Here is a 15,124-nt window from a genome sequence, read left to right as displayed (position 1 = left end):
GACAAATGAGTAACAAGTATCAAGCGCTAACAAAGACCAAGGACAAGTTTCTTTTAGAACTTGTCCTTGGTCTTTTCTATCGAACGACGAGTAGCACTGGGGTATAAATAGTAATTAAGTTAGCACCTTAACTATAATAGTTTGACTTAGTTCATTAGAATTCATATACTTAAGACATAAAGGAGGTGTTTACGGATGAAAGTATTAATTGCTGGGGGGAGTGGTTTTCTAGGTAAACAACTGATTGATATAGCATTAGACAAAGGGCACCAGGTTACCTATCTTGCTAGGCAGGAAGGGAAGGAGTCACTTTTCCATTCTTCTAGTCTTCACTATATCAAAGGAGATTTGCTGGATCTTGCTACGATTAATCTGTCCAATCAGTCTTTTGACCTTCTAATTGACTGTGTTGGTGCTATCAAGCCAAAACAACTCAGGAGCTCAAATGTTCAAACAACAAAAGGAGCCATTACCCTCTGTAAAAATAAAAAAATCCCTAAGATAGTCTATATATCAGCTAATACCGGTTACCCAGCTTATCTGAAAAGTAAACGAGATGCTGAGCAATTAATTAAAAAAAGTGACTTGGATTACTTGATTGTAAGGCCTAATTTACTGTTTGGTAAAGAGCGTCCTCTATCACTGATTCAGGCAAAAGGCTTATTTTTACTAATAGGTTTCCCCTTTTTTGGGAAATTTTTTAAAAGATTAAAGCCTCAAGAAGTGAGGAGCGTTGCAGAAACTATCATTACCACTCTTGTGACGTCACCAGACCAAAAGTTACTCACTTTTAATCACTGATATTGTGGATGATATCGATCACACTAAAACTAAAAATCCTTAAGAAAACCTTAAGGATTTTTTAGAAATTCTATTTTCCTTTATTTAAGAAAGTAAACATTCCTATATAAAGAAGGTAATTAAGGATCGCCAAAAAAGTAAATAAGAGATAAACATTGGTTACACCATTTGTTAGCGATGAACTGTTGTTCGCCATAATAGCAGCTAAAGCTGTTCCAAGAGCACCAGCAAATTGTTGCATCATTTGGAAAATAGCTGTCGCATCAGCGTTTTTGGAAACAGGTAAATTTTGAATAGCGGTAGCCAGAGTATTGTTAAAGGTCATGTTACGACCGATAGTGAAAATAATATAAAGGAGGGTGAAAGGAAGAATCCTAAAGTGAGATAGCATTATCGTAATGATTAATAAAGAAAGAAAAAAGAGGCTATTCCCCATGTAAAGTGATAACTTTGCACCTTTTTCATCATATAATTTTCCTAGAAGAGGAGCACATATAGCCCCGAGTAAGGTACCGGGTAACAAGACTAGTCCAGCGGTTGAACTGTTAGCAATATTTTGTAAGACTATGAAATTTGGGGTGATAAAATTAATACCTAAATTGATTAATTGAAAAGTGAAAAAAGGAATCAATCCAAAACTAACAGAAGGGCGTTTTAAAATACGAATATCAAGAAAAGGATATTGGCGGTTGAGACTTTGGTAGAGAAAGATGGCGAAGCTTAAGAAAAAGACAAGGACATAAATCCAATTGATGCCACCATTTTGCAAACTTGTGATTATTAACAAGGCCATGGTCAAGCTGATAGATAAGGAAATAAAGCCCAAATAGTCAAAACTTTCGGCCTCTCCTTTGGGAGAATCAATTAAAAAGCGGTAGGCGATGACGCTTGCAATGATAGGGAAGGGAAGTATACAAATAAAAATCCACTGCCAGGCAAAATGACTAATCATAAAGCCACCGTATGTAGGACCAAATGCAGGAGCTAGGCTGATAATCAGACCTCCAAGTCCCATATAAGTGCCAATTTTCTTTTCAGGGACGCGTTCTAAAATAATATTGAACATTTGTGGCATGATGATACCGGTTGCTATCCCCTGAATCACACGTGCTAAGAGCATAATCCAAAAAGAAGAGGTCAACGTTGCTAGAGTTGTACCAAAAATCATTAAACTTGCAGCTGTGAAAAAGATTTGTCTTTCACCGAAATGACGTTTTAGGGCTGCGGAAGCCGTTGTCATAATGGCAACCGATAAAAGATAGATAGTTGTTATCCATTGTAGATTACTTAAGGGTTGATGATAGATAGTCATCATTTTTGGGAAAGTAACGTTCATACTAGTCTCAGATAAAATACCTGAGAAGCCAATCATAGCAATTGCAATAATGGCCATTAGAGTTTCTTTACTAACTGCTTTTTCTTTGTTGTTTTGCATTTTTCCTCCTTTTATAAGTTATCGTCGCTCCGTTGCTATAGGAGCAAAGTAAAAGAAGGGAAAGTATCTAAAAATGTAGTTTAGAGAGACTTTCCGCTTCTTATAAGAATAGGTTAAAAAACCCGGTAGACATAAGGATTATCTGGTTTACTACTTTCCTTAATATCTTGAATGTGTAAAACAGGCAAGGTTTGTTCTAAATCCTTGTTATATTCTGTCTTAATTCGTCCCTTAACGGTTAACCAAGTATTGTTTGGATAAGTACTTTGATTACCAGTGGTTAATAAACCGTAGACGCCAGAGTCAGCAATACAGTGGATAATGCCAAACCGAAAGAGGAATTGGGATTTATCATGGCCCGGCTCGTTATAAACAAATCCTGTATACTGTATATCACGATTGGAAAATTCATCAGGGTAAAGGTAGATCAATTCCATCATTTCCATATAATTCTCAGTTGTAATGGTCAATGGTTTATCGCCTTGATATTTCTTCAGTTCCCTACGCATTTCTCTTTGATAGGCTGATTTTGTGAAATAAAGACTAGTATCAGGCTTTAAATATTGAATGGTGGTTCCATCTTCACTGACTCCAGTCTTGCTGGCACCAGCTGCTAGAGGGAATGTATATCCCTTAGCTGAAACTGTGGTTGAATCTAGACTGACCGTCGGAATCAGTAAACCAACCAGAACAGGAACAAGTAAGATAATAGGGCTTGTGATGATAGCTATTCTTCCTTTTAAATGACTTTGCGTTTTAATGTTCTTCATCCAAGTATAGAGTTGAACGAGAGCTAATAAAAAAGATAAAATCATTGAAATATAGGCAAGGTAAGAGTAGTGGGTATTAATGTACTGGTCAAGTTTCCCTGAAAGCTCCAAGTACATGGTTAACTCAAAGTAAGCAACCAAGATTAAAAAACGAATCATCCAATCACCCCCACAAATAAGCAGTAGAGCATAATGACAGCGACAGAGACACTAATAAATTGAACAACAAACTTTCCTTTAAAGGCTTTTAACATCATCATTAAATTCTTAATATCCACCATTGGTCCAATTAACAAGAAGGCAAGCACTGGAGCTAGACCAAAGGTTGATAATAAACTAGCTCCTATAAAGGCATCGGCTTCGGAACATAAAGATAAGATGAAGGCTAATAACATCATCACCAAAATAGCCGTTAAGGGATTATGGCCGATACTTGTCAGTATTTTAGTCGGCACATATATTTGCATGGCAGAGGCAGTCAGTGTCCCAAAAACTAAATAACGTCCAGTATCAAAAAATTCATCGATGGCATGAACTAAGGCTAAATAAATTCTTCTAGGCCACTTTTCACCAGTATAATTATGGATATGAAGATGATTTTCAGTGTCTTTTAGGATATCATCATCAACAACAAATGCCAACATGATGCCCAATGCAACAGCAACGATAATTGCTCCTAGTAAGCGTAAGGCTAAAAACCGCAAGGAATTTCCAAAAGCAGAATAAGTTGCAAATAAAACAATCGGGTTAATAATTGGAGCTGTCGCTAAAAAGGGAACAGCAGTGTAGCTTGGCACCTTCTTCTGTAAGAATCTATTAATAATAGGGATAATACCACATTCGCAGGATGGGAAGACAAAACCAATGAAAGTCCCAAAAAGAATCCGTGGCAGTTTAGCTTTGGGTAAGTACTTCTGAACGATGTCAGGTGTTACAAAAACTTCGATACAGCCAGAAAGGATGGTTCCTAGTAAGACAAATGGCAAAGCTTCAATAATAATAGATAAAAAAATAGCGAACCATTGTAGCATACTTGGAGGTAAGCTAGAGAAGAGATTTAACATGATATGCCTCCATCTAGCTGCCAGTAAAAGAGATCAAGTTTAATTAACTTAATCATTCTTTTCGTCCTTTTTCGTTAACTTATCTTTAGCTAATGGCTCAATTAGTTTACCTTCAGCATCAACGTCAATTGGCTTATCAAAACTCGGTATGGAGGCAAATCCAGCCATCATTTTCTCAAGGTCATCATTTCTTTTATGGGTAATTGCCATAAGGTCACCAACTTTCTTTCAAGATAATCCTATTATACTATCATTTAACAAGAAATGAAAAGAATTAATCAAAAAGTCCTTTCTGGTGGAAACAAAAAATCATAGGATTGTAGAAGAAAAAGCGTCTTTTTTATCAGTTAAACCATCAGAGATAGGGTATACTTGTACTAAATAAAAGAAGATGAGGTAGGTTCTATGCAAGTTAAAATAAATCATCTTGGTCTTTGGACAAAAGATATTGAAGCTATGAAAGCATTTTATTGTCGTTATTTTGAAGCAACTTCAAGCGATTTGTACCACAATCCGAAAACAGGTTTTTATTCTTATTTTCTCACTTTTACTTCTGGTGCCAGGTTAGAGTTAATGCATAAGGATTTTAACCAAGACCGTCATCCAGATGGTTTGGGGTTTGCTCATATAGCCTTTTCATTAGGTTCTAAAGAGAAAGTTGATGAGTTTTCATATGATATGAACAGTCAGGGATTTCCAGTTCAAACTGGGCCTCGCATAACAGGTGATGGCTACTATGAAGCTGTTATCCATGATTTAGAAGGTAATATCATTGAATTAACAATTTGATGTGTTCTTATCCACTAATGGGAAGCCATTTATTTTACTTGGAATAAAGGAGTCATTATGAATACAAGCGAAGAAATCATTCATTTATTAGGCTTAAAGGCTCATCCAGAAGGAGGCTATTTTAAACAAATAGAAAAATCCTCTGATTATATCTTAATGAAAGGAAAACACAGATCTCTCTACACGAGTATCTATTTTCTCTTAGAAAAGGATAATCCTTCACATTTTCATCGTTTGTCTTCAGATGAAATGTGGTATTTTCATCTAGGACAGCCACTAGCAATACACCTTTTATATCCTGATGGGAGCTATAAAAAGGTGGAGCTTGGTTCTGATGTAACAAAGGGTCAATACTTACAATTTCGAGTTCCTAAAGGAGTCATATTTGGTTCAACAGTTGACCAAGATTATGCCTTAGTTTCCTGTATGGTTTCTCCAGGATTTGAATTTTCTGATTTTGAACTTTTAAGTCAAGATATGTTGTTAAAGGACTACCCAGAACAAGAGGAAATCATTAAAAGGTTAACTTTGAACAAGTAAATGGATTCTTGAAGTAGTGTGGCTCTCTACGAAAGCTATTCTTTCAAATTGTGTTATAATGGCTCTTATAGGAGTAAGAGATGAAAAAACAGGTATTATTGGTTGATGACGAAGAACATATTTTACGACTACTCGATTACCATTTAAGCAAAGAGGGTTACGAAACAGAATTAGTCGAGGATGGTCGTACAGCCTTAAAACTAGCAGAGTCAGAACACTATGATTTTATATTACTTGATATTATGTTACCCCAGTTAGACGGCATTGAAGTTTGTAAGAGAATCAGAGCTAAAGGTATTCAGACACCAATTATGATGGTCTCAGCTAAGAGTGACGAATTTGATAAGGTGCTTGCTTTAGAGTTAGGTGCTGATGACTATATGACAAAGCCATTTAGTCCAAGGGAGCTTGTAGCTCGCTTGAAAGCCATCTTGCGTCGAACTGATAAGGAAGACAACCGTCAAGACAATAGTGAGAGATTTGCAGAAGAGACTTGGACTTTTGATAATCTTGTTATTTACCCTGAACGTCATGAAATCTATAAAGATAAGATTCTTTTAAATTTGACACCTAAAGAATTTGAATTGTTGCTTTATTTGGTAAAACATGCAAACATGACTTTAACGCGAGAAAGATTATTAGAGCGCATTTGGGGCTATGACTTTGGTCAAGAAACGCGACTAGTAGATGTACATATTGGTAAATTACGAGACAAGATAGAAGATGATCCCAAAAATCCTAAATTCATCAAAACCATCCGTGGTTATGGCTATAAATTTAAGGAGAAGTAGGATGAAAAAAAATCTTAAGCAACTAAAGGTCATACTCGGTCTAAGCTTATTCTGTCTTATTCTTTCTTTTTTTATAAGTCAGGGACAGTTAGGATTGCAGCTAATGAGTGCTTGCTTATTAGTTTTCTGTTTTATTCCAGTAAAGAAATTGAGTGATTGGGAAAGGCAATTTCAGATACTTGAAACAGGAAAATTCGTTAATCCAGACAGTTTTTTCCCTAAAAGCCAAGCAGATTTAAAGGCTATCTTTCTTACTTATCAAAATATGCAGAACCAAATACAAGCCTATAAGGATGAAATTGAACGCTTGTCTGGCAATTTAGAAGCACTTACTTCGAACTTAACAATGGGAATGTTACTGGTTACAAAAGAAAAAGCAATTGTTTTGCATAGTAACTCTTTACCGCATTTTTTTCCTGATGGGCAAGTAAGCTTTGAGCGTATTGAAGATATTGGAAGGACAGATATAAAAGCGACTATAGCACAAGCGTTTGATACGGAAAAAACAATTAAGAAAGAGTTAAGTGGTTTTCATGATGGTGATTTAATTTTAGAAGTCACTGCCGTACCAATTGCTAATCAAGAGGGTGAAATCGTTCAGGTTTTAGTCTTATTATATGATTTGACAACCATTCGCTCCTATGAAAAATTAAATATGGATTTTGTGTCTAATGCTTCCCATGAATTGCGGACTCCGGTTACTTCTATCAAAGGTTTTGCGGAAACCATTAAGGAGATGTCCCAAGATGAAATAGAATTAAAAGCGGAATTTTTAGATATTATCTATAAAGAGAGTCTGCGTTTAGAACATATAGTAGAACATATGCTAACTTTATCGAAGGCTAAAAATACCCAGTTGCAAAAAACACAATTTTCAGTCAACGACTTTTTACATTATATAGCTAACAGTATGAGACACCAATTGGACCAAAAAAAGCAAAGTTTATATTTTGAATTAACGCAAGATGTCATCATTGAAACTGATAAATACCTCTTGTCACAAGTTCTGCTTAATTTGTTATCAAATGCTATTCGCTATACAGAAGAAGGTGGTAAAATTACCTTATCAACAATCCTTGATGGGGAAAAACTTAACGTAAATGTCTGTGATACTGGTATTGGCATCAAACAAATGGAATTGGAACGTATTTTTGAACGCTTTTATCGTGTTAATAAAGGAAGAAGTCGTCAGAGTGGAGGGACTGGCCTAGGACTTTCGATTGTAAAAGAACTCACTCAGGTCTTAGGGGGAACAGTTACTGTAAGAAGTAAGCTTGGAGAGGGTAGCCAGTTTACCATAAGCTTGCCCTACTATCTAATAAAGGAAGTCAAGTGATTAAAAAGAGTTTATTATAACTCTTTTTTTATGCTCTTAGCATAAGATTTACAAAATCTTTACATGAATCACCACTAAATCTTTACAAATACTTGTTAGACTATAAGTGTAGTAAAGCTACAGAAAAACTTTATTAAATATAAAAAGGTGATGATTATGAAAATGAAAAAAATGCTTACCTTAGCAGTTCTTGGTTTATCAGGTTTAGGACTTGCAGCTTGTGGTAATAACACAGCTAGCTCAGGCTCTTCTAATAGTGGTGGTAAGATTGAAGTTATCACTCGTGAAAATGGATCAGGGACACGTGGAGCATTTACTGAAATTACTGGAATCTTGAAAAAAATAGTGGCAAAGAAGTAGATAACACCTCTAAATCTGCTGTGGTTCAAAATAGTACAGAAGGTGTCATTTCAGCAGTATCCGGAAATGCTAATGCAATTGGCTATATTTCACTAGGTTCTCTTAATAAAAGTGTTAAAGCCCTAAAAGTGGATGGTGTTGAAGCAAGTGCAAAAACAGTGTTAGATGGAGATTACCCACTACAACGCCCATTCAACATCGTCTTCAACGATAGCCTTTCAAGCCTTGGAAAAGATTTCATCACATTTATTCACTCGAAACAAGGTCAAAAAGTTGTTGCTAAGAATAAATTTATTGAGGCAAAAACAGAAACAAAAGAATATACCTCACAAAAAATGTCCGGCAAACTGTCAATCGTTGGTTCAACATCAGTTTCTCCATTAATGGAAAAACTAGTAGAGGCCTATAAAAAAGAAAATCCGGAAGTTACAATCGATATTACTTCAAATGGCTCGTCTGCAGGGATTACAGCTGCTACTGAAAAGACGGCTGATATAGGTATGGTATCTCGTGAGTTAACCCCTGAAGAAGGAAAAAAACTTAAGCACGATGCGATTGCACTTGATGGTATTGCAGTGGTTGTTCACAAAGACAATAAAGCAAAAAATATCAGCATGAAGACAATCACAGATATCTTTACTGGTAAAGTGACTAGTTGGAATAAAGTCAAATAAGTCGATTGTTTTGTAAGGGGGCTAGGTCTCCCTTACTTTCATTATTTAGAAAGGAAAGCATGTGAAAAAACAAGCTTTTAAAGAAGAACTTTTTAGAATTTTATTATTCCTAAGTGCAGCAACCGCAGTGATTGCTATCTTGCTTATCTGTGTTTTCATTTTTATAAATGGTCTCCCGTTTATTGGGAAATACGGAATTGGCAATTTTTTATTTGGTAAAGAGTGGTCCCCTTCTAATACGCCTGCCAGTTTTGGAATCCTACCCATGATTTTGGGATCTTTCTTAATTACTATCGGCGCCATTATTATTGGTGTCCCAACGGGGATTCTAACCTCTGTTTTTATGGTCTATTATTGCCCTAAACAATTGTACGCCTTTTTAAAGTCCGCAGTTAATTTAATGGCAGCTATTCCTTCCATTGTATATGGTTTTTTTGGTCTACAATTATTAGTACCTTGGATTAGAACTTTTGCTGGCAATGGGATGAGTGTTTTAACAGCTTCTATTCTATTAGGGATAATGGTATTACCAACTATCATTAGTTTGTCAGAATCAGCTATTCGAACTGTGCCAGCTACATACTATTCTGGTAGTTTAGCGCTTGGAGCAAGCCATGAAAGGACCATTTTTAGAGTCATTTTACCAGCAGCAAAATCAGGAATTTTATCCGCAATTATTCTAGGCATAGGTCGAGCAATTGGGGAGACGATGGCGGTTATTCTTGTTGCAGGTAACCAACCTATTATCCCAAGTGGTATATTTGAGGGAACGAGAACTATGACCACAAATATTGTTTTAGAAATGGCCTATGCTTCAGGGCAACATAGAGAAGCCTTAATCGCAACGTCTGCGGTTCTCTTTATCTTCATCTTACTAATTAATGCCTGCTTCGCATATGTGAAAGGAAAGTCAGTCCATGAGTAAATATATTTTAAAAAGCTTAGTTTATCTTTTTACGATCCTCACTTTTGGTTCACTTTTTCTAATTATTGGCTTTATTTTACTAAACGGACTACCCAGTATCACACCCAAATTATTTGAATGGACTTATACATCTGACAATGTTTCCTTAATGCCAGCTATTGTGTCGACTCTTGCTTTAGTATTAGGTTCTCTTTTAATAGCCTTGCCAATTGGCGTTTTTGCTGGTTTTTATCTAGTTGAGTATGCGAAAAAAGGGTCATTCTGGGTTAAAATTATTCGGATTGCAGCTGATACACTTTCAGGAATCCCATCAATCGTATTTGGACTCTTTGGCATGCTTTTCTTTGTAGTCTTCCTTGGCTTCCAATATTCATTGCTATCTGGTATTTTAACCTCAGTTATCATGGTTTTACCAGTAATTATCAGAGCAACAGAAGAAGCTCTACTAGCAGTTAATGATAGTGTACGCCAAGCCAGTTATGGGCTTGGTGCAGGTAAATTACGAACAGTATTTAAAATCGTACTTCCTGTGGCTATGCCAGGAATTCTCGCAGGCGTTATTCTTGCAATCGGCCGTATTGTTGGAGAAACAGCAGCTCTTATGTATACTTTAGGGACTTCTACCAATACACCGACTAGTCTTATGGCTTCTGGTCGTTCCTTAGCCTTGCACATGTATATGCTGTCAAGTGAGGGTTTACACGTTAAAGAAGCCTATGCTACAGGGGTTATATTAATCGCCACAGTCTTAATTATTAATGCTATTTCGAGTTTATTATCTCGTCGTCTTGTGAAAGGAGCATCCTAAGTATGGGAACTTTTTCCGTAAAAAATTTAGATTTATACTATGGGGATTTTAAAGCCCTTAAAAATGTTTCGATTGAGCTTCCTCAAGGAGAAATTACTGCTCTAATAGGGCCTTCTGGCTGTGGTAAATCAACTTTCCTAAAAACATTGAATAGGATGAATGATTTAGTAGCAGGTTGCCGTATTGAAGGCCAAGTCACTCTTGACGGTAAGAATATTTACGACAAAAATATGAACCTCAACACACTTAGAAAACGTGTTGGTATGGTTTTTCAACAGCCAAACCCATTTGCTATGTCTATCTATGATAATGTAGCCTATGGCCCTAGAACCCACGGTATCAAAGACAAAGTAAGACTGGATGCTCTCGTTGAAAAATCATTAAAAGGTGCAGCCATCTGGGATGAAGTAAAAGATGACTTGAAGAAAAATGCGATGTCGCTTTCTGGTGGCCAACAACAACGAATTTGTATTGCAAGAGCATTAGCTGTAGAACCAGATGTTCTTCTAATGGATGAGCCCACTTCAGCATTAGACCCCATTTCAACCCTAAAAATTGAAGATTTGGTTCAAAACTTGAAAAAGGATTATACCATCATTATTGTGACACATAATATGCAACAAGCTTCTCGCATCTCCGATAAGACAGCATTTTTCTTAACAGGTGAAATTTGTGAATTTGGTGATACCGTTGATATTTTCACTAATCCTCAAGATAAACGAACAGAAGATTACATTTCTGGACGCTTTGGATAGAGAAAGGACATTCCATGAGAGATCAATTTGAATTAGAATTACAAGAGTTAGAACACCTTTTTTTAGAAATGGGAACTGCCGTCTTAGAGTCATCTTCAAAAGCATTACTTGCATTAGCCGCTAAAGATACAACGATGGCGGAGCTGATTATAAAAGAAGACAAGTTGATTAACCAAGCACAACTGAAGATAGAATTAGCTTGTGCTCGCCTCTTAGCTCTGCAGCAACCACAAGTGACAGATCTACGGTTTGTCTTAACAATTATGTCAGCTTGCTCTGACTTGGAGCGGATGGGAGACCATATGGCAGGAATTGCTAAAGCAGTCCTAAACTTGAAAGAAGCGGATGCTTTAGCTGTGATAGAAGAGCGCATCCATGAAGCCGGCCAGAAAGCTCTTAAGATGATGTCAGATTTATTAATTATCTTTCCCCGTCATAATGCGGATAAAGCCATAATGATTGCTAATCAAGACGAGGCTATAGATAACTTATACTATACCATCTCACAAGAAATACTGACAGTCATGAAAGAACAAGAAACTTCCATTCGAAATGGTGCTCAATACCTTTATATGATTGGTCATGTGGAACGTTTTTCTGACTATATTTCTAATATCTGTGAACGTCTAGTCTATCTTGAAACAGGTGAGCTTGTTGAATTAAACTAATAAAGGGCGCTTAAAGCGTCTTTTTATTTTTTTGCGAAAAATTCTAATGATATAAGGTGAAAGTTTATTGACATAGTTATAATATATACTTTATATTAAAAAATTGAATTTAAATAAGTAAATAGGAGTGTTATAGTTAAAAAGTATCATAAAGAGTGTATGATGCTAAATAAACATAACAACTATAAAGAAAGGAAATAACAGTGAAAAAAATTATTTTAGCAAGTCTAGCAATGCTTATGATGGGGACGACTGTATTAGGGACAGTAGGAACAGTGAATGCGAATATATATGATAACTCTGATTGGAGTCCTATTAAATCAAATATTGGTAAAAAGAATGCTGAGAGAAAACTTGCAAAATCAGAAGGAGCGAAAAGAATAATAAGTCTTGAGGCTATGGTATCACAAGATACTGATAAGTATATTTATGAAATTGTGAGAGGATATATTAATCAAATTAAGAGAGCTGCTACTGCAGAGGAAGTAGAAAAACTTTCTAAACAGGCCAAAAGTGAATATGATAAATACCTTTCAGAATATTCTTATTACCCTTAATTTTGCTTAATTATCAGCTCAGTTTTACATTTCAGATTAACTAGAGATTTTTAAGAAATGGTGCTCAATACCTTTATATGATTGGTCATGTGGAACGTTTTTCGGACTATATTTCTAATATCTGTGAACGTCTAGTCTATCTTGAAACAGGTGAGCTTATTGAATTAAACTAAATCTAAAAATCACGCTAACTTAGCGTGATTTTTAGATTGTTCCAAGTTACTTATCAACTGAAAAAGTCTAATCTGATAGGAGTTTTATGGTATAATATTAGTACTATGGAAAAAAATATTATTGAACACATTTCAAGTGATTTGCAACTGTCTCAAAAACAAATTGAGGCTGTTTTAGCTTTGACGGCTGAAGGGAACACCATTCCTTTTATTGCACGTTACCGTAAGGAAGTAACAGGAAACCTTGATGAGGTAGTAATAAAAGCTATTATTGATCAAGAAAAATCCTTAAGGAACTTACAGGAGCGAAAAGAAACTGTTCTAGCTAAAATTCAAGAGCAAGGAAAATTGACGGATAGCTTAAAAGCTAGTATCCTAGCTGCTGAAAAATTAGCTGATGTAGAAGAACTCTATCTTCCTTACAAAGAAAAAAGGCGTACAAAAGCGACTATTGCAAGAGAAGCGGGACTCTTTCCGCTGGCACGTCTTATTCTACAAAATGCTAATAATTTAGAAAAAGAAGCAGAAGTATTTGTTTGTGATGCCTTTCCTAATACGGAATCAGCCTTGTCTGGAGCCGTCGATATCCTTGTTGAAGCAATGTCGGAAGATGTCAAACTTCGTTCTTGGACATATAATGAAATTTGGACCTATTCATCAATTACATCTCAAGTTAAAGATAAGGCCTTGGATGAAAAACAGATTTTTCAGATTTATTATGATTTTTCAGATAAAGTTTCAAAAATGCAAGGCTATAGGACATTAGCTCTTAATCGTGGGGAAAAATTAGGTATTCTGAAAGTTGGTTTTGAACATCATTTTGATAAAATGGTGCGTTTTTTCAGCGTTCGTTTCAAAGAAAAAAATATTTATATTGATGATGTTATTCAGCAAAGTATAAGGAAAAAAATAGTACCAGCAATGGAAAGACGAATCCGAACGGAGCTGACAGAAGCCGCAGAAGACGGGGCAATTACTCTATTTTCAGAAAATCTTCGTCATCTTCTACTGGTCTCACCACTGAAAGGAAAAATGGTTTTAGGATTTGATCCAGCCTTTCGAACAGGGGCAAAATTAGCCGTTGTTGATCAGACTGGTAAATTGATGACAACCCAAGTCATTTACCCAGTAGCTCCTGCTAGTCAAGCTAAGATTGCTCAAGCTAAAAAAGACTTAGCGGCTATCATCTCAGATTATAACATTGAAATTATCGCTATTGGTAATGGAACAGCCAGCCGTGAAAGCGAAGCATTTGTAGCAGAGGTATTAAAAGATTTTCCTAACTGTTCATATGTTATTGTTAATGAAAGTGGCGCTTCCGTTTACTCTGCTTCTGAATTGGCAAGACATGAGTTTCCGGACCTAACCGTTGAAAAGCGCTCAGCTATTTCTATTGCAAGAAGACTTCAGGATCCTTTGGCAGAATTAGTCAAAATTGACCCCAAATCTATTGGTGTCGGACAATACCAGCACGATGTTAGCCAGAAGAAACTTTCTGATAACTTAGACTTCGTCGTGGATACAGTTGTTAACCAAGTTGGTGTTAACTTAAATACAGCGAGTTCAGTACTGTTGTCCCATGTTTCTGGTTTAAATAAAACCATTTCTGAAAATATTGTCAAATACCGAGAAGAAAATGGCAGTATTAAATCTCGTGCTGAAATCAAGAAAGTTCCCCGTCTTGGTGCGAAAGCTTTTGAACAAGCCGCAGGTTTCTTAAGAATACCTAATGCTGAAAACATATTGGATAATACTGGTGTCCATCCAGAATCTTATCCAGCAGTGAAAGAACTCTTTAAACGATTAGCAATCAGTGATCTAGATGATCAGGCACGTGCTAAGCTAAAAAGTATTGATATAAAGACAATGTCGCAAGATTTGGGACTTGGTTTTGAAACCCTGAAAGACATTATCAGTGATTTATTGAAACCTGGAAGAGATTTACGAGATGATTTTGAAACTCCTGTCCTGCGTCAAGATATCTTAGACCTGAAAGATTTAGCCATCGGACAAAAACTGGAAGGTACTGTGCGTAACGTCGTTGATTTTGGAGCCTTTGTAGATATTGGTGTGCACGAAGATGGTCTCATTCATATTTCTGAGATGAGCCAAACCTTTGTCAACCATCCTAGCCAAGTTCTTTCAGTCGGTGATTTGGTCACTGTTTGGGTCTCAAAAATTGATTTAGCTCGTCACAAAGTAAATCTTTCCTTAATTGCGCCAAATGAATCTCACTAAGTATGTGCAAGAGGTTTCATTAGCAGATTTTGACAAACCATTTCGACATCAAGCGATATGGAATAGTCGCTTACGATCGACGGGAGGACGTTTTTTTCCGCGTGATGGTCATCTTGATTTTAATCCTCATCTTTATCAAGAGTTCGGTGAACCTGTCTTTCGTCAGATCGTCCGTCATGAGCTTTGTCACTATCATCTTTATTTTGCGAAAAAAGGATACCGACATCAAGATAAGGATTTCAAGGAACTCTTAAGAAAAGTTGATGGCTTAAGGTTTGCACCCAAGAGCCAGCAAAAATTAACTCACAAGTTTTATCAATGTCAGAATTGTCGGCAGATGTATCAACGTAAACGACGAATCAATACTAAAATCTATTTTTGTGGTCGCTGTCGAGGCCGACTACTTGAAATAAATCAGTCAAAAGGCTGATTTATTTTTC

The 15,124-nt window shown here is 36.2% G+C and carries 16 protein-coding genes and 2 pseudogenes; 14 read left to right on the top strand and 4 right to left on the bottom strand.

Annotation, left to right across the window (positions count from 1 at the left end; all coding sequences use genetic code 11):
* Positions 1-195: 195 nt before the first annotated feature.
* The gene (locus tag DQM45_RS06890; RefSeq protein WP_003084076.1) at positions 196-801 is read left to right on the top strand and encodes an SDR family oxidoreductase; all 606 of its coding nucleotides are present in this window, start codon (positions 196-198) and stop codon (positions 799-801) included.
* Between the two features lie 70 nt (positions 802-871).
* Here the strand turns inward: DQM45_RS06890 and DQM45_RS06885 are convergent, their stop codons facing one another.
* The 4 genes from DQM45_RS06885 to DQM45_RS10160 all read right to left on the bottom strand — a co-directional run bounded on the left by DQM45_RS06885 (position 872) and on the right by DQM45_RS10160 (position 4,280).
* Complete coding sequence (locus tag DQM45_RS06885; RefSeq protein WP_003083512.1) at positions 872-2,236, bottom strand: MFS transporter; 1,365 nt, start codon at positions 2,234-2,236, stop codon at positions 872-874.
* Positions 2,237-2,349: 113 nt separating this feature from the next.
* A complete protein-coding gene (locus tag DQM45_RS06880; RefSeq protein ID WP_003085608.1) occupies positions 2,350-3,165 on the bottom strand; it encodes a TIGR03943 family putative permease subunit in 816 nt (271 codons plus the stop codon).
* A complete protein-coding gene (locus DQM45_RS06875; protein ID WP_003083014.1) occupies positions 3,162-4,070 on the bottom strand; it encodes a permease in 909 nt (302 codons plus the stop codon). Before DQM45_RS06875 ends, DQM45_RS06880 begins: the two co-directional genes overlap by 4 nt.
* A gap of 48 nt (positions 4,071-4,118) precedes the next feature.
* A complete protein-coding gene (locus DQM45_RS10160) occupies positions 4,119-4,280 on the bottom strand; it encodes an SPJ_0845 family protein (protein ID WP_003085055.1) in 162 nt (53 codons plus the stop codon).
* 195 nt (positions 4,281-4,475) lie between these two features.
* Here DQM45_RS10160 and DQM45_RS06870 point away from each other — a divergent pair, with 195 nt between their 5' ends.
* From DQM45_RS06870 to DQM45_RS06810, 13 genes and pseudogenes are all read left to right on the top strand, one after another.
* On the top strand, positions 4,476-4,859 hold the full coding sequence (locus DQM45_RS06870) for a VOC family protein (RefSeq protein WP_003084547.1): 384 nt from the start codon (positions 4,476-4,478) through the stop codon (positions 4,857-4,859).
* Positions 4,860-4,916: 57 nt separating this feature from the next.
* Positions 4,917-5,399: a cupin domain-containing protein gene (locus DQM45_RS06865; protein ID WP_003086117.1), complete on the top strand. Its 483-nt coding sequence runs from the start codon at positions 4,917-4,919 to the stop codon at positions 5,397-5,399.
* Between the two features lie 80 nt (positions 5,400-5,479).
* Positions 5,480-6,190 (top strand): response regulator transcription factor, encoded by a 711-nt coding sequence (locus DQM45_RS06860; RefSeq protein ID WP_003085093.1) that lies wholly within the window; start codon positions 5,480-5,482, stop codon positions 6,188-6,190.
* A 1-nt stretch (position 6,191) separates the two neighbouring features.
* Complete coding sequence (gene pnpS, locus DQM45_RS06855) at positions 6,192-7,526, top strand: two-component system histidine kinase PnpS (RefSeq protein WP_039984600.1); 1,335 nt, start codon at positions 6,192-6,194, stop codon at positions 7,524-7,526.
* 156 nt (positions 7,527-7,682) lie between these two features.
* Positions 7,683-8,560 (top strand): annotated as a pseudogene (locus DQM45_RS06850) (substrate-binding domain-containing protein).
* Positions 8,561-8,621: 61 nt separating this feature from the next.
* Positions 8,622-9,485 carry a phosphate ABC transporter permease subunit PstC gene (gene pstC / locus DQM45_RS06845; protein WP_003083587.1) on the top strand — a complete coding sequence of 288 codons (864 nt, stop codon included), beginning with the start codon at positions 8,622-8,624 and terminating at the stop codon, positions 9,483-9,485.
* A complete protein-coding gene (gene pstA / locus DQM45_RS06840; RefSeq protein WP_003085264.1) occupies positions 9,478-10,293 on the top strand; it encodes a phosphate ABC transporter permease PstA in 816 nt (271 codons plus the stop codon). Before pstC ends, pstA begins: the two co-directional genes overlap by 8 nt.
* Before the next feature lie 2 nt (positions 10,294-10,295).
* Positions 10,296-11,048, top strand: coding sequence for a phosphate ABC transporter ATP-binding protein PstB (gene pstB, locus DQM45_RS06835; RefSeq protein ID WP_003084078.1), 753 nt, complete (start codon positions 10,296-10,298; stop codon positions 11,046-11,048).
* Positions 11,049-11,062: 14 nt separating this feature from the next.
* Positions 11,063-11,716: a phosphate signaling complex protein PhoU gene (phoU, locus tag DQM45_RS06830; RefSeq protein WP_003082957.1), complete on the top strand. Its 654-nt coding sequence runs from the start codon at positions 11,063-11,065 to the stop codon at positions 11,714-11,716.
* Between the two features lie 203 nt (positions 11,717-11,919).
* Entirely contained in the window at positions 11,920-12,273 is a 354-nt protein-coding gene (locus DQM45_RS06825) for a hypothetical protein (protein WP_003084601.1), read from the top strand.
* Between the two features lie 56 nt (positions 12,274-12,329).
* Positions 12,330-12,446: pseudogene (locus DQM45_RS06820) on the top strand (phosphate signaling complex protein PhoU); the annotation flags it as partial.
* Between the two features lie 105 nt (positions 12,447-12,551).
* Positions 12,552-14,684, top strand: coding sequence for a Tex family protein (locus DQM45_RS06815; RefSeq protein ID WP_003083406.1), 2,133 nt, complete (start codon positions 12,552-12,554; stop codon positions 14,682-14,684).
* Positions 14,671-15,114 carry a SprT family protein gene (locus tag DQM45_RS06810; protein ID WP_197709519.1) on the top strand — a complete coding sequence of 148 codons (444 nt, stop codon included), beginning with the start codon at positions 14,671-14,673 and terminating at the stop codon, positions 15,112-15,114. The genes DQM45_RS06815 and DQM45_RS06810 overlap by 14 nt, the downstream gene beginning before the upstream one ends.
* Positions 15,115-15,124: the final 10 nt, after the last annotated feature.

The organism is Streptococcus porcinus, from assembly GCF_900475415.1.
Lineage (GTDB): Bacteria > Bacillota > Bacilli > Lactobacillales > Streptococcaceae > Streptococcus > Streptococcus porcinus.
This window is presented reverse-complemented; position numbering and strand designations above follow the sequence as displayed.

What these genes read in the sequence shown, in the direction of transcription:
- pstB (WP_003084078.1), top strand. Translation starts at nt 10,296, where the DNA reads ATGGGAACTTTTTCCGTAAAAAATTTAGATTTATACTATGGGGATTTT.
- DQM45_RS06815 (WP_003083406.1), top strand. Translation starts at nt 12,552, where the DNA reads ATGGAAAAAAATATTATTGAACACATTTCAAGTGATTTGCAACTGTCT.
- DQM45_RS06870 (WP_003084547.1), top strand. Translation starts at nt 4,476, where the DNA reads ATGCAAGTTAAAATAAATCATCTTGGTCTTTGGACAAAAGATATTGAA.
- DQM45_RS06860 (WP_003085093.1), top strand. Translation starts at nt 5,480, where the DNA reads ATGAAAAAACAGGTATTATTGGTTGATGACGAAGAACATATTTTACGA.
- DQM45_RS06875 (WP_003083014.1), bottom strand. Translation starts at nt 4,070, where the DNA reads ATGTTAAATCTCTTCTCTAGCTTACCTCCAAGTATGCTACAATGGTTC.
- DQM45_RS06865 (WP_003086117.1), top strand. Translation starts at nt 4,917, where the DNA reads ATGAATACAAGCGAAGAAATCATTCATTTATTAGGCTTAAAGGCTCAT.
- pnpS (WP_039984600.1), top strand. Translation starts at nt 6,192, where the DNA reads ATGAAAAAAAATCTTAAGCAACTAAAGGTCATACTCGGTCTAAGCTTA.
- DQM45_RS06890 (WP_003084076.1), top strand. Translation starts at nt 196, where the DNA reads ATGAAAGTATTAATTGCTGGGGGGAGTGGTTTTCTAGGTAAACAACTG.
- pstA (WP_003085264.1), top strand. Translation starts at nt 9,478, where the DNA reads ATGAGTAAATATATTTTAAAAAGCTTAGTTTATCTTTTTACGATCCTC.
- DQM45_RS06880 (WP_003085608.1), bottom strand. Translation starts at nt 3,165, where the DNA reads ATGATTCGTTTTTTAATCTTGGTTGCTTACTTTGAGTTAACCATGTAC.
- DQM45_RS06885 (WP_003083512.1), bottom strand. Translation starts at nt 2,236, where the DNA reads ATGCAAAACAACAAAGAAAAAGCAGTTAGTAAAGAAACTCTAATGGCC.
- DQM45_RS06810 (WP_197709519.1), top strand. Translation starts at nt 14,671, where the DNA reads ATGAATCTCACTAAGTATGTGCAAGAGGTTTCATTAGCAGATTTTGAC.
- DQM45_RS10160 (WP_003085055.1), bottom strand. Translation starts at nt 4,280, where the DNA reads ATGGCAATTACCCATAAAAGAAATGATGACCTTGAGAAAATGATGGCT.
- phoU (WP_003082957.1), top strand. Translation starts at nt 11,063, where the DNA reads ATGAGAGATCAATTTGAATTAGAATTACAAGAGTTAGAACACCTTTTT.